Source organism: Photobacterium sp. 270122K, assembly GCF_059941365.1.
Map to the genome: position 1 here is coordinate 172,999 of NZ_JBPOEN010000008.1, position 22,168 is coordinate 195,166.

The 22,168-nt window shown below is 52.2% G+C and carries 17 protein-coding genes and 1 other RNA gene; 1 reads left to right on the forward strand and 17 read right to left on the reverse strand.

All coding sequences use genetic code 11. From position 1 onward, the window contains the following. Positions 1 to 11: 11 nt before the first annotated feature. On the reverse strand, positions 12 to 2,741 hold the full coding sequence (gene secA, locus ACSF8W_RS15685; protein WP_500848159.1) for a preprotein translocase subunit SecA: 2,730 nt from the start codon (positions 2,739 to 2,741) through the stop codon (positions 12 to 14). A gap of 435 nt (positions 2,742 to 3,176) precedes the next feature. On the opposite strand from secA, the gene ACSF8W_RS15690 reads away from it, so the two are divergent. Beyond that, positions 3,177 to 3,635 carry a DUF721 domain-containing protein gene (locus ACSF8W_RS15690; RefSeq protein ID WP_500848160.1) on the forward strand — a complete coding sequence of 153 codons (459 nt, stop codon included), beginning with the start codon at positions 3,177 to 3,179 and terminating at the stop codon, positions 3,633 to 3,635. Between the two features lie 78 nt (positions 3,636 to 3,713). Here the strand turns inward: ACSF8W_RS15690 and lpxC are convergent, their stop codons facing one another. The 16 genes from lpxC to rsmI all read right to left on the reverse strand — a co-directional run bounded on the left by lpxC (position 3,714) and on the right by rsmI (position 22,138). Further along, positions 3,714 to 4,631: a UDP-3-O-acyl-N-acetylglucosamine deacetylase gene (gene lpxC / locus ACSF8W_RS15695; protein WP_500848161.1), complete on the reverse strand. Its 918-nt coding sequence runs from the start codon at positions 4,629 to 4,631 to the stop codon at positions 3,714 to 3,716. Positions 4,632 to 4,746: 115 nt separating this feature from the next. Then, positions 4,747 to 5,928, reverse strand: coding sequence for a cell division protein FtsZ (ftsZ, locus tag ACSF8W_RS15700; protein WP_500848162.1), 1,182 nt, complete (start codon positions 5,926 to 5,928; stop codon positions 4,747 to 4,749). Between the two features lie 34 nt (positions 5,929 to 5,962). Continuing rightward, positions 5,963 to 7,219 carry a cell division protein FtsA gene (gene ftsA / locus ACSF8W_RS15705; RefSeq protein ID WP_500848163.1) on the reverse strand — a complete coding sequence of 419 codons (1,257 nt, stop codon included), beginning with the start codon at positions 7,217 to 7,219 and terminating at the stop codon, positions 5,963 to 5,965. 56 nt (positions 7,220 to 7,275) lie between these two features. Continuing rightward, positions 7,276 to 8,043, reverse strand: coding sequence for a cell division protein FtsQ/DivIB (locus ACSF8W_RS15710; RefSeq protein WP_500848164.1), 768 nt, complete (start codon positions 8,041 to 8,043; stop codon positions 7,276 to 7,278). 264 nt (positions 8,044 to 8,307) lie between these two features. Then, entirely contained in the window at positions 8,308 to 9,768 is a 1,461-nt protein-coding gene (murC, locus tag ACSF8W_RS15715; protein ID WP_500848165.1) for a UDP-N-acetylmuramate--L-alanine ligase, read from the reverse strand. Between the two features lie 14 nt (positions 9,769 to 9,782). After that, positions 9,783 to 10,847: an undecaprenyldiphospho-muramoylpentapeptide beta-N-acetylglucosaminyltransferase gene (murG, locus tag ACSF8W_RS15720; protein WP_500848166.1), complete on the reverse strand. Its 1,065-nt coding sequence runs from the start codon at positions 10,845 to 10,847 to the stop codon at positions 9,783 to 9,785. Further along, on the reverse strand, positions 10,834 to 12,054 hold the full coding sequence (gene ftsW / locus ACSF8W_RS15725; RefSeq protein WP_500848167.1) for a cell division protein FtsW: 1,221 nt from the start codon (positions 12,052 to 12,054) through the stop codon (positions 10,834 to 10,836). Before ftsW ends, murG begins: the two co-directional genes overlap by 14 nt. After that, positions 12,054 to 13,391: a UDP-N-acetylmuramoyl-L-alanine--D-glutamate ligase gene (gene murD, locus ACSF8W_RS15730; RefSeq protein WP_500848168.1), complete on the reverse strand. Its 1,338-nt coding sequence runs from the start codon at positions 13,389 to 13,391 to the stop codon at positions 12,054 to 12,056. The genes ftsW and murD overlap by 1 nt, the downstream gene beginning before the upstream one ends. Further along, positions 13,392 to 14,474 (reverse strand): phospho-N-acetylmuramoyl-pentapeptide-transferase, encoded by a 1,083-nt coding sequence (gene mraY / locus ACSF8W_RS15735; protein WP_500848169.1) that lies wholly within the window; start codon positions 14,472 to 14,474, stop codon positions 13,392 to 13,394. Continuing rightward, complete coding sequence (murF, locus tag ACSF8W_RS15740) at positions 14,471 to 15,853, reverse strand: UDP-N-acetylmuramoyl-tripeptide--D-alanyl-D-alanine ligase (protein ID WP_500848170.1); 1,383 nt, start codon at positions 15,851 to 15,853, stop codon at positions 14,471 to 14,473. The genes mraY and murF overlap by 4 nt, the downstream gene beginning before the upstream one ends. Then, positions 15,850 to 17,361, reverse strand: coding sequence for a UDP-N-acetylmuramoyl-L-alanyl-D-glutamate--2,6-diaminopimelate ligase (gene murE / locus ACSF8W_RS15745; protein WP_500848171.1), 1,512 nt, complete (start codon positions 17,359 to 17,361; stop codon positions 15,850 to 15,852). Before murE ends, murF begins: the two co-directional genes overlap by 4 nt. Further along, a complete protein-coding gene (locus ACSF8W_RS15750) occupies positions 17,348 to 19,126 on the reverse strand; it encodes a penicillin-binding transpeptidase domain-containing protein (RefSeq protein WP_500848172.1) in 1,779 nt (592 codons plus the stop codon). The genes murE and ACSF8W_RS15750 overlap by 14 nt, the downstream gene beginning before the upstream one ends. Beyond that, positions 19,126 to 19,446 carry a cell division protein FtsL gene (ftsL, locus tag ACSF8W_RS15755; protein ID WP_500848173.1) on the reverse strand — a complete coding sequence of 107 codons (321 nt, stop codon included), beginning with the start codon at positions 19,444 to 19,446 and terminating at the stop codon, positions 19,126 to 19,128. The genes ACSF8W_RS15750 and ftsL overlap by 1 nt, the downstream gene beginning before the upstream one ends. 4 nt (positions 19,447 to 19,450) lie before the next feature. After that, the gene (gene rsmH / locus ACSF8W_RS15760; RefSeq protein ID WP_500848174.1) at positions 19,451 to 20,398 is read right to left on the reverse strand and encodes a 16S rRNA (cytosine(1402)-N(4))-methyltransferase RsmH; all 948 of its coding nucleotides are present in this window, start codon (positions 20,396 to 20,398) and stop codon (positions 19,451 to 19,453) included. A gap of 328 nt (positions 20,399 to 20,726) precedes the next feature. Further along, an RNA gene (gene rnpB, locus ACSF8W_RS15765) (RNase P RNA component class A) lies at positions 20,727 to 21,115 on the reverse strand. 162 nt (positions 21,116 to 21,277) lie between these two features. Beyond that, a complete protein-coding gene (gene rsmI / locus ACSF8W_RS15770; protein ID WP_500848175.1) occupies positions 21,278 to 22,138 on the reverse strand; it encodes a 16S rRNA (cytidine(1402)-2'-O)-methyltransferase in 861 nt (286 codons plus the stop codon). Between the last annotated feature and the right edge of the window lie 30 nt (positions 22,139 to 22,168).

The following is a 22,168-nucleotide window of genomic DNA, read 5'->3' on the forward strand; positions in this document are numbered from 1 at the left end:
TATCTCAACGATTAGTTGATTTGACCATGACACTGTTTGTATTTCTTACCAGAACCGCATGGGCAAGGTTCATTACGGCCCACTTTACGCTCATCACGCTGGTAAGGGGCGCTATCGTCACCCTCTTCAGCGCTTTCATCGGCAATTTGGCTCGCCGCATTTTGGTGCTGGAATTGCTGACGACGGGCCAGTTCTTCCGCCAAACGACGACGTTCCTCTTCGACACGCTCAACCTCTTCCTGCTGCTGCACGCGCACTTTACTCAAGATGGCGATCACATCAGACTTCAAGTTTTCCAGCATGCCTTCAAACAGCTCAAACGATTCACGCTTGTATTCCTGTTTCGGGTTCTTCTGCGCATAGCCACGTAGGTGGATACCTTGACGCAGATGATCCATCGCGGCCAAGTGCTCTTTCCACAAAGTATCAAGGTTCTGCAGCATCACCGTTTTCTCGAAGTTGCGTAGCACTTGCGCACCAACCACTTCTTCTTTGTGACGGTAAACCTCTACAGCCTTCTCGACGATACGCTCACGCAACGCTTCTTCGTACAGCTTGTCTTCGGTATCTAGCCACTCTTGAATCGGCAGCGCAAGATCGAAGTCATCTTTCAAGCGCGTTTCAAGGCCGGCGATGTCCCACATATCTTCCAGAGATTGCGGTGGAATGTGTGCATCAATGACAGACAAAATCACGTCTTCACGGTTTTGTTCAATCATGTCGCTGATGTCTTCCGCATTCATCAACTCGTCACGCAGTTCATACACGACTTTACGCTGATCATTGGCAACATCATCGAATTCAAGCAGCTGCTTACGAATGTCGAAGTTACGGCCTTCTACCTTACGCTGGGCGTTTTCGATGGCTTTGGTCACCCAAGGGTGCTCAATCGCTTCGCCTTCTTCCATACCTAGCTTCTTCATCATGTTGGATACACGATCAGAGGCGAAGATACGCATCAAGCCATCTTCCATCGACAGATAGAAGCGCGAAGAACCGGCATCACCCTGACGACCCGCACGACCACGTAGCTGGTTATCGATACGACGCGATTCGTGACGCTCGGTACCAATGATGTGCAAACCACCCGCGGCCAATACCGCATCGTGAGCAACACGCCAATCCGCTTTGATCTGTGCAATTTGCTCGTCAGTTGGATTCTCAAGCTTCGCCGCTTCGGTCTGCCATGAGCCACCCAATACGATATCCGTACCACGACCCGCCATGTTGGTCGCGATAGTCACGGCACCCAATGCACCGGCTTGTGCCACGATATCCGCTTCACGCTCGTGGAACTTAGCATTCAGGACTTCGTGTTTAATGCCTTGCTTCTTCAGAGCTTTAGACAGCAATTCTGATTTTTCAATCGAAACCGTACCAACCAAGACCGGCTGGCCTTTTTCAACACGCTCTTTGATGTCTTCGCTGATCGCCGCAAACTTTTCCAACTCGGTCATGTAGACCAAATCACCCATGTCATCACGGATCATAGGCTTGTTGGTTGGCAATACCACGGTTTCCAGACCATAAATAGACTGGAATTCAAACGCTTCCGTATCCGCAGTACCGGTCATACCGGACAGTTTGTTGTACAAACGGAAGTAGTTCTGGAACGTGATAGACGCTAGCGTTTGGTTTTCATTCTGGATCTTCGTGCCTTCTTTGGCTTCAACCGCCTGATGCAGACCTTCAGACCAACGACGACCCGGCATAGTACGGCCGGTGTGTTCATCAACGATGATCACTTCATCGTCTTTTACGATGTAATCCACATCGCGCTCAAACAGCACGTGGGCACGCAGTGCTGCATTCACGTGGTGTAGCAAACTGATATTGGCAGGCGAGTACAGCGTATCTTCTTCCGCCATCATGCCATTTTCTTTCAGAAGGTCTTCCACAAACTCTTGGCCGTTTTCGGTCAAGTGCGCTTGCTTGGATTTCTCATCAACAGTGTAGTGGCCTTCGCCACGGTATTCTTCACTATCTTCTTGATCTTGCTTCACCAACTGCGGGATCAATAAATTGATCTTGGTGTACAACTCAGAGCTGTCTTCCGCAGGACCGGAAATGATCAATGGGGTACGCGCTTCATCGATCAAGATGGAATCCACCTCATCGACCACGGCAAAGAAACGTTCGCGCTGCACACGGTCTTCAGGGCGGAAGGCCATGTTGTCACGCAAGTAGTCAAAACCGAATTCATTGTTCGTGCCGTACAATACGTCTGCGGCGTACGCGTCTTTCTTCGCTTGTGGCGGCATGTTCGGTACGTTCACGCCCACGGTCATGCCTAAGAATTCAAACAGGGCACGGTTGGTTTCGGCATCACGCGCAGCCAAGTAATCGTTCACGGTAACAATGTGAACACCTTTACCGGTCAAGGCGTTAAGGTAAGCCGGCAAGGTTGCGGTCAAGGTTTTACCTTCACCGGTACGCATTTCTGCGATTTGACAGTTGTTCAGCACCATACCGCCGATCAACTGCACGTCGAAATGACGCATGCCGAAGACACGCTTAGAGGCTTCACGGACAGTTGCAAAGGCTTCTGGTAGAAGCAGATCGAGCTCTTCACCTTGATCAAGGCGCTCACGGAATTCAACCGTTTTCGCTTTTAGCTCTTCGTCAAGCAGGCTCTCAAACTGAGGTTCAAGCTTGTTGATTTGATCTACAATTTTGCGCATACGACGCAGAGTGCGGTCGTTACGGCTACCGATAACTTTGGTCAGTAGTTTTGATAACATGGCTTTGCCGTTTTCTCTTGTTATTTCAGCTGCATAAATGGCTGAATTGCTTAATCTGAATTTTTCAACGGGGATTCACCAAAAGCCACACTGTGTGCAAAATTGGATTTACCATCCCTGTCCCGTCTAAATCCGCCATTTGGTATGACAACGGAAGCTGACCCGAAAAACTACGCATAACAATGATATTGTGGTCTGATTCAATCATTTCAAGGGAAAAATGAAAACAAACCCGGAGTTTTCCAGATCGTTGCTGCCCATTCATACCGACAGCATCGCATACTGCACGTGACAGACAGCCTTCGCCACAGTACCCCTAAGCGGGTTATAATAAGACATATTCACAGTGCCGCCTATGGCTAATCCCCCACAGGGTTTACCATATTCGCAAAATTAGAACTAAGCCCCGACTTTTTTGCCTAGGAAGCGTCAGTAATGCGTGATCATCGCCCTCAAACGCCCGGCCATTTGCTGGAAGACACCCCCATCGGCAATATTCAGCAACGCGCTATCGCCTTAAGTCAGCTGGACAAAGCGGTAAAAGCGCACCTTGCGTGTGCCGAGCACTGCCGGGTCAGTAACTTTCGCCAGGGCGTGCTGATCATCGAAACCGCCTCTGCTGCCTGGTCGATGCGACTCAATTATGAACGCAACACGCTCAGCAATACGTTGCGTGCCAACCTGCTGCCGAGCCTGACACGCATTGAGATCAAGGTGAACCCGCAGCTGGCTGCCGTTCAGCAAGAAAAGACAGAGAAAGTACCGGACATTGTACGCAAACCCATTACGCCGCAAGCGGCGGAGTATTTGCGTCAGACCGCACAGCATGCCCCCGATAAAATCCGGGTGCGACTGGAGCGCATTGCGGCGTTAGCGAATCGCAATAAAAGCTGAAAGACAAACAAAAAAGACATACAAAAACGCCGGACATCGTCCGGCGTTTTTTTAATTCATGCTTAAGTGCAAGTAAGCTTAGGCGAAGACCATGCCTGGCTGAGCGAACGTCACAGGGACTTGCTGCTCATCCGTGAAGGTCGACCACTCGTACGCTTCTTGATCGGCCAGCACTGCACGCAACAACTTGTTGTTTAGGGCGTGGCCAGATTTGAAGGCGACCATTTCACCAATAATATTATGGCCACACATGTACAAGTCACCAATGGCATCCAGTACTTTGTGTGTCACTAACTCATTGTCAAAACGTAAGCCGTCATCATTCAAGATACGGTAATCATCCAACACGATCGCATTGTCAAAGCTACCGCCCAACGCCAGATTTTGCGATTGAAGGTATTCAATATCTCGCATAAATCCAAACGTACGTGCGCGGCTAATGTCTTTAACAAAAGATTGGCTAGAAAAGTCTAACACTAAACGCTGCTGCTCTGCATCGATGGCCGGATGGTTAAAATCGATCGCAAAATCCAGACGAAAACCGTTATGAGGACGGAGTTCTGCCCATTTGTCGCCATCTTCAACACGCACCGTTTTCTTAATACGCAAGAAGCGTTTCGGTGCATTCAGCGTATCTATGCCCGCAGACTGCAACAGGTAGATAAAGGGACTGGCGCTACCATCCATAATCGGAATTTCAGGTGCATCCACTTCGATAATCACGTTATCGATCCCCATACCGGCCAGTGCCGCATTCAGGTGCTCAACAGTTGAGATACGCACCCCTGACTCGTTCACGAGGGCGGTACATAACATGGTGTCGCGCACAGAACTCGCATCTGCTGGAAAATCAACAGGCGGATTAAGGTCTGTACGGCGATAAATCACCCCTGTATTGGCAGCAGCCGGACGAAGAATAAGCGTGACTTTACGCCCAGAGTGAAGACCCACCCCAGTCGTTTGCACAATGCTTTTCAGTGTACGTTGTCTGATCATCTGCTTTTCTCAACTATTGTTTTGCCTAAATATCGGCCCAGATCCTTGCAAAAAATAAGAACAAGGACCGATATCATATCACTTTGTGACCAATTTCCCAAATCAATTACATTGATCAGTCGGCTTGCTTGCGCAAGAACGCTGGGATATCGAGGTAATCGTGATCAGCTTGTGGCTTGGCTTTTGCCGCCGTCGCCTGGCCGGCAGAGTCAGCAACAGACGCAGACGGTGCTGGCGTTTGTGGCTTCGTCTCTTCAACCACTGGCGCAGCAACAGGTTTGTCCTGTGCCACAGCCTGAACAGGCTTTGATGATGTCACTAACGTGATGTCAGGCTTGCACTCTTTACCGATACCGGTTGCAACGACTGTCACACGTAGCTCATCAGTCATGTCTGGGTCCAAAGAGGTACCAATCACAACGGTTGCGTTATCTGATGCGAAGGCTTTCACGGTATTACCCACTGTCTCGAACTCGTCAAGACGCATGTCCATACCTGCCGTGATGTTAACCAACACACCACGCGCGCCCGCCAAATCGATGTCTTCTAGCAATGGGCTAGAAATCGCCATCTCAGCCGCTTCTTCCGCACGATCATCACCAGTAGCCACACCGCTGCCCATCATCGCATGACCCATTTCAGACATAACTGTACGTACGTCAGCAAAGTCGACGTTAATCATACCAGGGCGCGTGATCAGCTCCGCAATGCCTTGAACCGCATTTTTCAATACGTCGTTAGCTTTTGCGAACGCGTCTAACAAGGTAATACCACGGCCAAGGACCTTCAGCAGTTTCTCGTTAGGAATGGTGATCAATGAATCGACGTGCTTTGACAGCTCTTCGATCCCTTGTTCCGCGAACGCCATGCGCTTTTTGCCTTCAAAGCTAAATGGTTTTGTCACCACCGCTACGGTCAAAATGCCCAGCTCTTTCGCGACTTCAGCAATGATTGGTGCTGCACCGGTACCGGTACCGCCGCCCATGCCTGCTGCAATGAAGATCATATCAGAGCCTTGTAGCTCAGCTTTGATGGCTTCACGGTCTTCCAGTGCGGAGTCACGACCCACTTGTGGATTCGCGCCTGCACCCAGACCTTTTGTGATTGTGCCACCGATCTGAATCACCGTGCTGACACTGCTTTTACGTAAGGCCTGAGCATCCGTATTCACGGTAATAAACTCAACACCCTCAATTGACTCACGTACCATGTGATCGACAGCATTACCGCCGCCGCCGCCAACGCCAATGACCTTAATTACCGCTTCGTCAGACATTTCCATCATCGGTTCAAACATGTGTTCTCTCCGTCCATCCTGTTCGCATCAGGTTTTAAAAATTTTTGCTAAACCAGCCACTAACTTTTGTGAACAAACCAGAAACTGAGCGTTTCGGTTCAATCTCACTGCCATCAAATGTCTGACTATCCTTTCCGTAATGCAGTAAACCTACTGCCGTCGCATAGTGCGGGAATTGAACGTGCTCGGTCAGCCCGGTCACATTCAGTGGCAAACCAACCCGGACTTGATTGCTGAAAACACGCTCTGCGCATTCCACCAATCCTTCCATTTGTGCCGCCCCACCGGTTAAGACAATACCTGCCGCTAACTGGTGTTTGACCCCCGCATTACGCAGTTGTTCTTGTACTTCGATGAGCTTCTGATTAACGAGCCCCAGCAATTCACTGTAGCGAGGCTCTATCACTTCCGCTAACGTTTGGCTTTGCAAACTACGAGAAGGGCGACCGCCAACACTCGGTACATCGACCTTCGCGTCTTTGTTCACTAACTCACTCAATGCACAGCCATATTTCACTTTTATCTCTTCCGCATCCCCCAGAGGGGTGCCAAAGGCATAAGCAATATCACTGGTCACAACATTGCCAGCATAAGGGATCACTGCGGCATGTCGTAGCGCGCCCCCTGTCCATACGGCAATGTCCATGGTGCCGCCACCCAGATCAACGACACACACGCCGAGCTCACGCTCATCAGGCGTCAGCACCGCATAACTGGCCGCTAACCCAGAGAAAATCAACTGGTCAACTTTCAGCTCACAGCGCTCAACGGCCTTCACAATATTTCGTGCCATATCATTGTGACACGTGATCAGGTGAACATTGGCCTCCATGCGTACCCCCGATAAACCGACAGGGTTTTTAATGCCCTCTTGGTAATCAATAGCAAATTCTTGAGGGATTACATGTAAAACTTTATGTTCATCACTGATTTTTACTGACTTCGCTGTATGAATAACATTATCAACGTCGTCTTGCGTTACCTCTTTGTCAGAAATAGGCACCATGCCTTCTTCTGTCTGGCAACGAATATGTTTGCCTGATAATGACAAATATACCGAGGTGATCTGGCAGTCAGCCATGAGTTCGGCTTTGTTGATCGCGCCTTGCACCGACTTTACAACCGATTCAAGATCGTTCACACCGCCTTTGTCCATTCCATTCGATGGACTACTGCCTTCCCCAATGACGTTGACTTCACCATTAGGTAAGATTTCCCCGACCAAAGCACAGACTTTGGAAGTGCCAATATCTAGGCCGACTATCAGTTTTTTATCTGCTGCCTTCGTCATTAGCGTACGCTCTTATTTGTTCGATTAAACCAAACAGGTTTACGGACAAGCCGGGACTACTTGCTGTTGTGTGTGTCTGGGTCGGTCACCCAGCCGACAGCGGCCCCTGTGTCATAGCGCAAGTCTACGTACTCGATGGCTTTTCCCTGCTGTTCCAATTCTGGGGACAAGCTGATAAAGCGTTCTAATCGCTCCATTCGCTCACTGCGCCCCAGTTCAAGCCTGATGCCATTTGTTAACCAAACACGCCAGGCTCGCCGTTCGTTTAATGCAAGCTGAGCAATATCAAACCCTGCCCGTTGTAACATCGGTTGCATTTCTCGCCACACCGTCAGCACCTCTTGGCTTGAGCCATCAGGCCCTGACAATGCCACTAACTTCTGTCCGGCTTGTGCCATCGGTGCGGTAAACACGACACCGTCGGGATTGACCAAAAACTGGTTATCCCAAGACGCAACAGGCTGTTGTTCGACCAAGTACACTTTGAGTGTATCGGGCCATTGTTTGCGTACTGCGGCTTGCGCGACCCACGGCATCGCTTCTAAAACATGCTGAATGTCATCGACATCCTGCGTCATGAAACTGCCGAGGTGATCAAGCTTTTGTATCCCTGTTCGCACATCATTGGGCGTCAGGTAATGCAATTCCCCTTGGATCACCAGCTGTGACAACGGCAACCGATTCGCGTCCGTCATCCACTGTATGGCGGCACTGAACAGCCACACCACAAAGCCGATCACAAAGAGAAAAAATCCGATCCCGCCCCAGTGCTTACGGGCACAAGCCGGGATCGACGGTATTCTTTTTAAGACACTATCAGCCATAATTAGTTTAACCTTGATTAAATAGCCGATAATTACCCAGAAATAACCACTATTGAGGCCTTATCTTCAACAATCGTTCAATTCCACTGGGTAAAGTTGACAGATTATACCGAGCAAGTTCAAGCTCTCCAACACCTGTATTGCGATTCCTGAGAGCAAAGCCCACGAAAAACGGTATCGAACGTGGACTTTACATTAATTATATGCTCAAAGCATAAATTATATGCAATATAGATACCGTAAAATCGTGCGCTTGCTGGGATCTTAGTGTTGGCGCATCGCTGCGACATTCAGCTTCATGTCGGCCAACTGGCGGGCAATTTTACCTACATCACCGGCACCTTGTGTCAGCACTAAATCACCCTGTTGCAAAATATTGGCCAACGCGGCCGGTAGCGCCTCTGTGTTCGGCACAAAAATCGGGTCGATTTTACCGCGACCACGAATGGTACGGCACAGCGCACGGCCATCAGCCCCCGCGATCGGTGTTTCACCGGCAGCGTACACATCCAACATCACCAGCACATCGACTTGCTCTAGGACATTAGCAAAATCGTCATACAGATCGCGCGTACGACTATAACGGTGTGGCTGGAATACCATCACCAAGCGCTTATCATCCCAACCCGCACGAGCCGCCTGAATGGTCACATCGACTTCGCTTGGGTGATGGCCATAGTCATCCACCAGCATCACGTTACCGTTGCCCGTGTTGAACTCGCCAAGGTGATCAAAACGACGACCGGTACCTTGGAATTCCACCAAGGCTTGAATGATCGCGCTGTCTTCCACCCCTTCTTCTGTCGCAACGGCCACTGCTGCCGTTGCATTCAAGGCGTTGTGTTTACCCGGCATATTCAGGGTCACCGCCAGCGCAGGTTTGTCTTTACGTAAAATAGAGAAATGGCCCTGCTGACCACATTGATGGTAATCCACTAAACGCACATCAGCATCTTCAGAGAAACCGTAGGTGATCACGGGACGGCCAATGCGTGGCAACAACTCGCGTACGACAGGATCGTCCACACACACCACGGCCAGACCGTAGAATGGCAGGTTATGCAGGAAGTCCACGAAGGTTTGCTTTAGGACTTCAAAGTCACCGCCGTAGGTATCCATGTGATCCGCTTCGATGTTAGTGACCACTGACACCATCGGTTGCAGGTGCAAGAAAGAGGCATCACTTTCATCGGCTTCAGCTATCAGGTAGCGGCTTAAGCCCAAGCGCGCATTGGTGCCTGCGCTTTTTACCAAACCACCGTTAACAAACGTTGGATCGAGACCGGCTTCTGAGTAAATCTGAGTAACCAATGCGGTTGTCGTGGTTTTACCGTGTGTACCGGCAATCGCAATACCGTGGCGGTAGCGCATCAATTCTGCCAGCATTTCGGCACGGCGAACCACAGGAATACGCTGTTCGCGAGCTGCCACCAGCTCAGGGTTTTCTTGATCAATGGCCGTCGACACCACCACCACGCTCGCCCCTTCAACGTTCCCCGCCTGATGGCCAAAAAAGATCGACGCGCCTTTGCTTTCTAGACGCTGGGTCACCACGTTGGGCGCCAGATCAGACCCGCTGATCCGGTAACCTTCATTCACCAAGACTTCTGCGATGCCACTCATACCGGCACCACCGATACCCACAAAGTGAATACGCTCTACGCGGCGCATCTCTGGCACCATGGTTCGAATTTTTGCTAGTTGTTGGTTATCCAGTTTACTCATCACTTTGTCTCGTCTTAATGCTTAGCTAGCGATTTGATCACGTCAGCAACACGGCTGTCGGCATCAATGATCGCGGCATCACGTGCGGCTTGCGCCATGGTTTGCAAGTGCGCACGGTCTAATTGTTCTAATTCAGCGGCTAACCCGTCAACGGTCAGATCCGGCTGCTCAATCATCAAAGCAGCACCACACTGCACCAAATGATCGGCATTCAATGCCTGTTGGCGATCTTTGTGCATGAAAGGCACAAAGATCGCGCCCAGACCGGCCGCCGATAATTCAGACACGGTTAACGCACCTGAACGGCATACCACGATGTCAGCCCACGCATACGCGCTAGCGACATCATCAATAAATTCGGTGACCTTGTGAGGCAACGCGGTGTGTTCACGATAGGCTTGTTCCGTCTCGGTTTGCGCCCCTTTACCGGCTTGATGCCAAATCGTCACTTTATCGCCAAGTTGGCCTGCCACTTGTGGCAACGTCTGGTTAAGAATACGTGCGCCTTGGCTGCCTCCCATCACTAACACGCGAATAGGGCCTTCGCGTCCCGCAAAGCGTTCCGCTGGCGGCGCCAATGCCACCACATCCTGACGCACCGGGTTCCCGACAACGTCACGCCCCGCAAACGCGCCCGGAAAGGCTTGCAGTACACGGCTGGCAATGCGTGATAGCCATTGGTTGGTCAGGCCTGCCACGGCGTTTTGCTCATGCAAAATAACCGGTACCCCCGACAACCATGCCGCCACGCCACCCGGGCCGCTGACATAGCCGCCCATGCCCAGCACCGCATCCGGCTGCCACGCTTTGATATAGCGGCGCGCCTGAAAAATAGCGCTGATAATCTTAAACGGCGCCGCCAGTAAGCGCGCGATGCCCTGCCCACGCAGGCCTTTGACTTTGATGAAATCAATCTCGATGCCGTGTTTCGGCACCAAGTCAGCCTCCATGCGATCAGCGGTGCCTAACCAGCGGATTTCCCAGCCTTCTTGCTGCAACTGCTTTGCGACGGCCAGCCCCGGAAAAACGTGGCCACCGGTGCCTCCTGCCATCACAAGCAAGCGTTTATTCTTGTTCATTGTTTGGTTCTTCTGTTGTCGGCTCCGGCATATTCTTGGCAGCCAATCGCTGCTCGAAATCAATCCGGATCAAAATCGCGACCGCGGTCGCCATAATAAATAAACTGGAACCACCGTAACTGATCAATGGTAGGGTCAAGCCTTTAGTCGGCACCATGCCCGCTGCTGCGCCGACATTCACCAATGACTGGAAGGCAAACCAGAACGCAAAGCCAAAAGCGAGAAAGCCCCCGAACAACTGCTCCGTTTGCAAACAACGACGGCCAATCAAAAGGGCTTTCACTACCAGCGAAAAAATCAGTAACAGCACGACCGTAACCCCAACCAATCCCAATTCTTCAGCTAAGACGGAGAAGACAAAGTCCGTGTGTGCTTCCGGTAAATAAGCCAGCTTCTGGATGGAGTTTCCTAAGCCTTGTCCAAACCATTCGCCACGGCCGAACGCCATCAGAGACTGCGTCAGCTGATAACCACTGCCAAACGGGTTTTCCCACGGATCCAAAAAAGACGTAACTCGGGCCCAACGGTAGGGTTCGAAGACAATCAATGCGCCAATCAACACGGCAGCTGACGCCAGCATAACCATAAACGGTAAGATCTTAGAGCCGGCGATAAACAGCATGCCCACAGTGGTCACAAACATGACCACAAATGAACCCAGATCAGGCTGCGCTAACAATAACAGCCCCAGAAAAAATAACAGTAAAATGGGCTTTATAAAGCCAAACGTACTTTCACGTACTTGTTCATATTGTCGGACCAAATAAGCCGCGATAAAAATAAACAGAGACAACTTAGTGACCTCTGCAGGCTGCAAATTCAACGGACCTAATGGGATCCAGCGAGAGGCACCGTTAACTGAATTACCAATAACCAGTACCACGCCTAATAAGACCATTGAGCCTATTAGCATTTTTCCACTGTGCCGATTCCAGAATTGAAGGGGAATCATCACAATGATGGCAGCCAGAACCAGCGAGACCGAAAGAAACGACGCATGGCGCAAAGCAAAATAGAAAGGGAAACCTGTCAGACGGGTCGCGATAGGCACCGAGGCCGACGTCACCATCACCAAACCGGTGATCATCAGTGCCAATGCAATCCACACCAACTGACGATCGTACGGTGCCTGTGCCGCGGGCTTGGTCAGCCAATCGGACACGCCACCGAAAAACGCGCTGAACGCGTCTTTGATTGCCACTCGCATCAGTGTGTCTCACCAATACGGTATTGCAGCACCTTCGCTTGCTCGACAAACGCGTCACCACGCGCCATGAAGTTCGCAAACTGATCCAGACTCGCACACGCAGGCGAGAGCATGATCATGTCACCGTAACGCGCCTGTGCTGCCGCCAGTGCCGTGGCTTCCGCCAGTGTCTCCACCGCCACGCTATGCGCGGCCAATGGCAAGAACGCATCACGATCACGACCAAAGCAATATAAGCGCACATCCATCGCCGCCAAGATCGGTGACAACGCAGAAAAATCCGCGCCTTTGCCATCACCGCCCACCAACAGATGCAAGATTCCCTCTAGGTTTAAGCCTTTAAGGGCGGCTTCTGTACTGGCGAGGTTGGTGGCTTTCGAGTCATTCACCCAGCGCACACCCGCATGGTTCACCACCAACTGGCAGCGGTGCGCGAGCCCCTGGTAGCGACGCAATGCACGACACGCCGCATCACGGTCAATACCTGCCGCATCAGCCAGCGCCAATGCCGCTAAGCTGTTTGCCACGTTATGGCGACCGACCAGCGCAATATCATCAGCCAGCATCAACGGCTGACCGTCAATCGCCAACCATTCACGACCGTCCACGGAAACCAGACCGTAAGCGTGATCATCAAAGCCAAAGCTGGTCATCGCCGTGTTGATATCGGGCTGGGTCGCCAAATCATCACGGTTGAAGACCACGAGCTCGGCGTGATCGAATATACGCATTTTGGCTTCGCTGTACTGGCGTAAACCGCCCGGATAGCGATCCATGTGATCTTCGGATAAATTCAGGTACACCGCCGCTTTCAGCGCCAGTGATGAGGTCGTTTCAAGCTGGAAGCTGGATAACTCCAACACGTATAGATCGTGATTTTCAACCAGCATGTCCAACGCGGCGACGCCAATGTTGCCACCGACGCCCACGTTGATCCCGGCTTCTTTGGCCATTTCACCGACCAAGCTGGTCACGGTGCTTTTGCCGTTAGAACCGGTGATGGCCACCACAGGCTTGTCGACCGCACGGGCAAACAATTCGATGTCACCGACGATCTCAACGCCGGCATGCGCGGCAGCTTGTAGTTCCGGTGTCGCCAGTGCAATCCCCGGACTGGCAACGATCATATCCGCCGCCAACAGCCAGTCCATATTCCACTGACCGCAGCACAGTGCTACGCTGTCCGGTAACTGGTCATGACCAGGTGGCGTGTCTCGGGTATCAATCACTTTAATATCCATCGACGGAGACAGTCGCATCAGGTGATGCACAACGGAGAGCCCCGTCATACCCAGCCCAATCACAACAACCTTATTTACGCCACCTAAGCCTTTCATTTATCGTACCTTCAATGTCGCCAGAGCAATCAGAACCAGCATCAATGTAATGATCCAGAAACGCACAATCACGCGCGGCTCCGGCCAACCTTTTAATTCATAATGGTGATGGATCGGTGCCATGCGGAAAATACGCTGGCCACGCAGCTTATAAGAGCCGACTTGCAGGATCACCGACACGGTTTCCATCACGAACACGCCGCCCATCAACACCAATAGCAGTTCCTGACGCACCAGTACCGCGATCGTGCCGAGTGCGCCACCCAGTGCCAATGAGCCGACATCGCCCATGAACACTTGAGCTGGGTAAGTGTTAAACCACAAAAAGCCCAAGCCAGCGCCGACAATCGCCGTACACACCACCACCAATTCGCTGGCGTCTTTCAAATAAGGAATATGCAGATAATCGGCATAATTCACGTTGCCCGTCGCCCACGCAATGAAGGCCATACCACCCGCGACCATCACGGTCGGCATGATAGCTAAGCCATCCAAGCCATCCGTCAGGTTCACCGCGTTACTGGTGCCGACAATCACAAAGTAAGTGAAGACGATATAAAACAGACCCAACTGCGGCATCACGTCTTTAAAGAACGGTACCACCAATTGTGTCGCCACCGTATCTTGACCGTGTACGTACAGCGCAAATGCCACGCCCAGTGCAATCACCGACTGCCAGAAGTATTTCCAGCGCGCGATCAGGCCATCGGTATTTTTGCGCACTACTTTGCGGTAGTCATCGACAAAGCCGACCGCACCGTAGCCCAGCATGACCACCAGCACAGCCCAGACATACGGGTTGCTGAGATCCGCCCATAACAACACGGTGATCGCAATGGCCGCAAGGATCATGATCCCGCCCATCGTCGGTGTACCACGTTTGCTGAAATGCGATTCCGGTCCATCGTGGCGAACCACTTGACCGATCTGCAGCATCTGCAAGCGGGCGATCAAGCGCGGGCCCATCCATAACGAAATCATCAGTGCCGTTAAGATACTGATGATGGCGCGGAACGTCAGGTATTCAAACAGACGGAAAAAAGGAAAAGTCGGTTCTAGTAAGTCGGCTAACCAGTAAATCATGCTTCTTGTTCCTGCAGTGCGACAATCACATCTTCCATGCGGGCGCTACGCGCGCCTTTTGCCAACACTGTCACTTGGAGGTTATGTTCATTGAGTTGTGAGTCGAGTTGCTGTTGTAACGCCGCAATCAACTCCGCTTTATTGTCAAAATGACGGCCGCCGTTCAGTTCGCTCACCACGTGGCTCGCGCGTCCAAACGTCATGACCGCCAGACCGCGATCTTGTGCATGCTCTGCCACTTCACGGTGCAAGGCTGCACTGTCTTCGCCCAATTCCGCCATATCACCTAAGATGAACCAACGTTGACCCGCAAAACTGTCGAGTAAATCGATCGCCGCTTTTACGGAGGCCACGCTGGCATTGTAGGTATCGTCAATCAGGCGCAAATTCGCGCGCGGTTCGGTGATGTCGACCCGCCCTTTCACGTTCACCACAGCCCCAAGGCCAGTTTGAACCTGTTCAGGCGTTGCGCCCACTGCCATCGCCATCGCCGCAGCAGCCAATGCATTCGATACATTATGCTGCCCCGCCAGAGTCAGGCTGACAGGAAACGCCCCAGAAGGGGTGCGCATTGTAAAACATGCACGGCCAAGACTGTTAATAATTATGTCATCAGCAGAAAAATCAGCATTTTTTTGCGTGGCAGAAAAGGTCAACACCGTGTGCGCATCCAATAATGGCTGCCAGGTCTCACGTGAATTGGAGTCCAGATTGATGATGGCCGTGGCGTTATCGCCCGTCAGCCCTTCAAAAATTTCCCCTTTGGCTTTCGCCACGCCGGCCAGCGAGCCAAACCCTTCTAGGTGCGCCGCCGCCAAGTTATTCACCAACGCGACTTGGGGTTTCACCAAGTGCGTCGTGTAGGCAATCTCATTTTGGTGGTTAGCACCCAGCTCAATCACCGCAAATTCGTCCGCTTCCGTCAGGCGCAACAAGGTCAATGGTACACCGATGTCATTGTTGAAGTTACCCGCGGTCGCCAGTACCTTGCCTTTTTCTGCCAAAATGGCCGCCACCATCTCTTTGACCGTGGTTTTGCCACAACTGCCGGTCAGTGCCAGCGTCGTCAGGCCATGTTGTTCAGCCAGTGTCGCTTTCACCCAAGCGCTTAATTGGCCTAGCGCCGCGTGGGTATCCGCCACAACCACCTGTGGCAATGCCACCGGCAGGTGTCGGTTGACCAACAAAGCCACAGCGCCGTTCTCAAGTGCCGTTTGACAAAAATCGTGAGCGTCAAAACGCTCGCCTTTCAGGGCAATAAAGACGGTACGATCGCCAATCTGACGCGTATCTGTCGATACCGCATCAATCACGGCATCGTCGCCAACCAACTCGCCCGCTAATACGTGAGCAAGCTGGGAAAGTGAAACCTGAATCATGCGCGGGTCTCCAATAATGCGTGTGCCGTTTCGCGATCCGAATAATGAATGGTGCGATCGGCCAGAATTTGATAATCCTCGTGCCCTTTGCCCGCCACCAAAATGATGTCATTGGCATTGGCGTGGGTAAATGCCCACTTACAGGCCTGCGCCCGATCGTGGATCACTTCCGCAGCATCCGGAGTGGCAAGACCGTCCAGCATATCCGCCATGATGGCTGCCGGATCTTCGCTGCGCGGGTTGTCATCGGTTAAAATCACACGATCCGCTAATTGCTCGGCGATCTGCGCCATCATCGGACGCTTGCCGGTGTCGCGATCGCCGCCGCACCCAAAAATACACCACAGTTGACCATCACAATGGACACGCAAGGCCTGCAAGGCTTTTTCCAATGCATCTGGCGTATGAGCATAGTCAACCACAACCATAGGTTTGTCAGGGGCTTGAAAAACTTCCATCCGACCGGTGACAGCCGTCAACTGCGGGGCACTTGCCAGCAAAGGCGCAAGAGGTCGCCCCGTTGCCAACAAGGTCGCTAAAGCCAACATCAGGTTCATCACATTGAACGCGCCCACCAAGGGCGCACTGAACTCGCCAGCGCCCCAACTAGAGTCAAAGCATACCGTCACCCCTTGGGTGCTGTAGTGAACCTGCTCCAGCCACAAGGCGGGACCCGTCAGGCCGTCAAGGTGGGCTTTGTCTTGGGCGACAGCCACAGCCTCTGGCAAGGTGTGCAACCACTCACGTCCAACGGCATCGTCAGCATTGATAATGGCCACACCGCACTGATGGGCGGTAAACAGGGTTTTCTTGGCCTCGGCATAGCTGGCCATATCACCGTGGTAATCCAAATGGTCACGGCTTAAATTGGTGAAGATACTGGCTTGGAACTGCAACGCGCTGATGCGCCCCTGCACTAATCCATGCGAGGACACTTCCATCGCGGCATAATCGGCGCCTTGCTGTACCATCTCCGCCAGCACGTGCGGGATCTCAATCGCACTGCCAGTCGTGTTCGCCGCAGGCACAATCTGCCCGAGCAAGCCGTTACCCGTGGTGCCCATCACGCCTGCCTGATGGCCGATCAAATTGGCCCACTGTGCCAGCAACTGGCTAATGGTGGTTTTACCGTTGGTGCCAGTGACGGCGATCAATTCAAGGGCTTCATCCGGCGCACCGTAAAAGCGTTTGGCAATCGCAGAGAGCTGCGTATTAAGGTGTGGCAGGGCAATCACGGCGACGCCGCCTTGCTCTGTCAGACAAAACCTTTCGTCATCGGTATGCGTAAGAACGGCAGCAGCGCCGTTTTCAATCGCTTTGGCAATAAACTGACGCCCATCAACACTGTGGCCTTTCACGGCGACAAACAGGTCACCGGATTGCACGTGGCGGCTGTCTAAGATCATGCCACTCACGGAGAATGCCGACAAGGACGGTGGCAACACCTGTCCATGGAGCCATGGCGCCAACAACGCGCCAAGTTGAGTCTGTTGCTTAAGTTCCGGCATCGGTATGATCTCTATGGTTCACGAGGTTCAATTCTTCGAGGGTGCCCGCATCCGGCGGGATATTTAAAATTTGTAAGGCGCTTTCCATCACTTCAGAGAAAATTGGCGCAGCAATGGCACCGCCGTAATATTTATCCCCTTGGGGTTCGTTGACAACCACGACCATGGCCAGACGAGGCTCACTGATCGGCGCAATCCCCGCCGTCATCGCAACGTATTCATCGCTATAGCCCCCCGCCACGGCCTTTTTCGCCGTACCGGTTTTCGCCCCCACCCGGTAACCCGGTACCGCAGCACGTTTCGCACTGCCTTCTTTGTGAGTAACGGTTTCCAGCATATTCAGCAACTTACGCGTCTCTTCAGCCGAAACGACCTGTCGCCCCGGCACCACGGACTCGGTTTTGAGGATCGACAACGGTCGACTCATCCCCATCGCACCCAACGTGGCGTACGCGCGGACCAATTGGATCGGCGTCACGGAGATACCGTAACCAAACGCAAGTGTGGCCCGTTCAAAATCAGACCAACGACGGCGATCCGGGAAGAAACCTTGCGCCTCACCGATCAAGTTGATCCCAGAGGCATCCCCCAATCCCACGCTGCTGTACATGCCCAATACGGCATCAATCGGCATCGCCAGTGACAACTTACTGACGCCTATATTACTGGATTTTTGTAAAATTCGAGCAAGGTTTGCTTTACCAACGCGAGAAACATCACGCACACGGCTACCGCCGATCTGCATCAAACCATTGCCGGTATCAATCACGGTATTTTCATCCGCCACACCATTTTCCAGCGCAGCCAACACCACAAACGGTTTAATGGTGGATCCCGGCTCCATCGCATCGGTGATCACACGGTTACGCATACGGTAACTTTGCAGTTGTTCACGGTTATTGGGGTTATAGGACGGGGCATTGACCATGGCCAACACTTCACCGGTGCGCACATCCACCATCACAATCGAGGCCGATGTGGCTTGATAGTCCGCCACCGCTTGCTTCACGGCACGGTACGCCACTGCCTGCAGACGCTGATCGATACTCAAACTCAGTGGTTTACCCGGTTCGCGCTGTTTCAGAGAGATATTTTCCACCACACGCCCGTAGCGATCTTTACGCACGGTACGTCGGCCCGGTTCGCCGGTCAGCCAACCGTCATAGGTGCGCTCCACCCCTTCCAGACCGTGGCTGTCAATACCGGTGACCCCGATCAGATGCGCGCTGACTTCCCCTGCGGGATAAAAACGGCGAGATTCATCTTTCAGTCCAATACCCGGTAGATCCAATTTACTGACATACGCGGCCATTGCAGGGCTCACCTGGCGCTGCAAATAAATAAAGCGACGCTTTTTATTGTCTTCCAAGCGTGTCAGCAAATCTTTGCGATCCAGCCCCAGCACATCCGCCAGCGCATACCAACTTTCACGGTGTTGTAAGCCATCATGTTTGAAAATTTGTACCGGATCGGCCCATACCGCCTGTACCGGCACACTGACGGCCAGCGGTTCGCCGTTACGATCGGAAATGATCCCGCGCGCAGACGGCATGGCTTTGACCCGCAGTGAACGCATGTCGCCTTCTTGGATCAATCGGCCGGGCTCCAGCACTTGAATATAGGCCGCGCGCCCAATCAGTGCGGCTAACGCCAGCACAACAAAGCCACAAATGACAGTAAAGCGCCACGGAATGAATGCCGGTGGCGCTTTCTGGCGACGCTGATTTTGTTTGGATGAACGCTTTAATAGAGTCTTCAATTTCATTACTGCACAATGACTTCACTGTCGCGGGATGGACGATGCATTTGCATTTCGTCCTCGGCCAAGCGCTCAATGCGGCTGTGCTCAGCCAGTGAATTTTCTTCGAGAATTTGGTTGCGCCATTCGATATCGAGCTGATCACGCTCGATCAGCAACTGTTCTTGATGGGCAATTAATTGGCGGGAGTTGTGGGTGATCAAGACCACCCCAACGGCAGAGCACAACACCAGAACCAAGAGGAAAAGCGGGATCCGCCCTATGGTCAGGAGATCCTTGCCAATGATTTTAGCAAGATTGTCTGAAGGTTCCGGTGTTGTTTTCATACGACTACAAACGCTCAGCCAGACGCAATACCGAACTGCGAGAACGCGCATTCTCACCAATTTCATTGCGACTTGGTTTGATGGCTTTACCCACGGCTTTCAAGTCCGCCGAGCCTAGTGCTTTGATCTGTGCTTCCGTTAGCGGCAAACCGGCAGGCACTTCTGGCCCTTTGCTTTGCTTACGAATAAAACGCTTCACCATGCGATCTTCCAACGAGTGGAAACTGATCACCGACAAGCGGCCTTCTGGCGCCAGCACATGCATTGCGCCGTTCAGTGCGGTTTCGATCTCATCCAACTCACTGTTGATGTAAATACGGATCGCTTGGAAACTACGCGTTGCAGGGTGCTTGTGTTTATCTCTAAACGGTGACACATCAGAAATTAGCTTCGCCAATTGGGTCGTGCGCGTTAACGGCTCGTTCTCTGGGTTTTCACGGTATTCAACAATGCCACTCGCAATACGCTTGGCAAAACGCTCTTCACCGAACTCACGCAATACCCATGAAATGTCGTCTGCGTCTGCATGAGCCAGCCATTCTGCCGCCGATTGGCCAGAGGTTGGATCCATACGCATGTCCAACGGACCGTCACGCATGAAGCTAAAGCCACGCTCAGCATCGTCCAGTTGTGGCGATGACACACCCAAATCAAGCAGTACGCCATCCACACGGCCGATCAAGCCACGTTCTTCCATGTATTTTTCCATGCCCGAGAACGGACCATGGATGATGTTAAAGCGTGGGTCAGTAATTTTTGCGGCTTCCGCAATCGCCTGTGGATCACGGTCGATACTGTAAAGACGACCGTTTTCGCCCAACTGAGAAAGAATCAAGCGGCTGTGACCACCGCGGCCGAAAGTACCATCGATGTAGATACCATCGGGCTTAATCGCCAACCCATCAACGGATTCATGAAGTAAGACGGAGACGTGCGCAAACTGTTCAGACATAAGGATTCATTCAGCTCTTGTGAAAGCCCGCCAAACCATAAAGGAGGTAGCCGACGGCCTGACGTAAACATATATTAGGAAGGAAATTCAGCAGCTTAAGCCTTTAAAATGCTGTTTTAATAGCATTTGCCGCAAATTCCCATGGCAAAGTGTACGTATTTGACAAAAAAGATGTCAAGCCAGCACCCACATTTCTAACAATCTATTGATATTTAGCACCGATATTTCATTCGAGCAAAAACGGCGGGGAAATTTTTGAGGGGCTGAATACGATAAAAGGCGATGAAACACTCCCGAAGAAGTATCGCATCACCTTTTATACTGAAAGTGGTGAGTTGGCCATATAAGCCGGGTTCTGTTCCGCTTGCGCGGCGGTAACCATTCCTCTAGGCCTGCAATCACTCACAGGCTCAAGCAACCTACCCGTCCCCAACGCGGGCCACGCCATTAGGGACCTATTTGGTCTTGCTCCGGGTGGAGTTTACCGTGCCACGAACTATTACTAGCCGCGCGGTGCGCTCTTACCGCACCCTTTCACCCTTACCTGTGCACCACTCCGAAGAATGGGCCATCGGCGGTATACTCTCTGCTGCACTGGTCGTAGGCTCGCGCCCCCCAGACGTTATCTGGCACCCTGCCCTATGGAGCCCGGACTTTCCTCCCCTTCGTCAGTCTCCCAAAGGACATCAACGAAGCAGCGGTTACCTTGGCCAACTCAGGCGCGGATTGTATAAGACTTGGGTCACAGTTACCAGTGAAAAAAGCCCTGCGCTGCAGAGGTGTTTAAAAAAGCGCCGAATGCGCGCGATTTGTGTACCGCCACAGCGAGACCTCACGCCTCTCACCACAAAAAGCTCACATCAAAATAAACAACGCGTGTTAATCAAGATGCTCCAAGCCCCACTTGTACAGGGCATTTTTCTTCACGCCGTGAATTTCTGCTGCCAACGCGGCCGCTTTTTTCAATGGCAACTCTTTCGCCAGTAAGCCTACGGTGCGCAGTGCATCTGACGGTAAGTCTTCTTTTTCGGCACGGTGACCAGCGACCAACAACACCATTTCCCCTCGGGTACGGTTGCTGTCTTGGGCGATCCACTCCACCAACTCACCCAGCGGGGCACCATGAATGGTTTCGTAGGTTTTGGTCAGCTCACGGGCTAACACCACCTGACGCTCAGGGCCCAGTACCGCAAGCATGTCCGCCAGTGACTCGGTAATACGGTGCGGTGACTCATAAAAAATCATCGTGCGTTCATCATCAGCCAGTGCTTGGAAGCGGTCACGACGGCCTTTGCTTTTCGGCGGTAAGAAGCCTTCAAAGCTGAAACGGTCAGACGGTAAGCCAGCCCCACTGAGCGCGGTGATCACGGCACACGGTCCCGGTAACGGCACAACTTTAACCCCCGCCTGACGACAACGGTTCACAAGATGGTATCCTGGATCACTGATCAATGGCGTACCGGCATCCGATACTAAGGCAATGCTGGTACCGCCCTGTAGTTTCTCGATCAAATAGTCAGCTTTTTGCTGTTCATTATGATCGTGAAGCGCAAAGGTGCGGGTCGAGATCGAAAAATGGGTTAATAGCCGGGATGTATGGCGCGTATCTTCTGCGGCAATCAGGTCCACATTCGCCAACACGTCCAATGCACGCTGTGTAATATCTGCCAAATTACCAATTGGTGTTGGGACGATGTACAAAGTTGCGATGTCTACCGTGCATGAATTGGTCTCACTCATTTGTTTAAGATCTCATCTGCAATTAATATA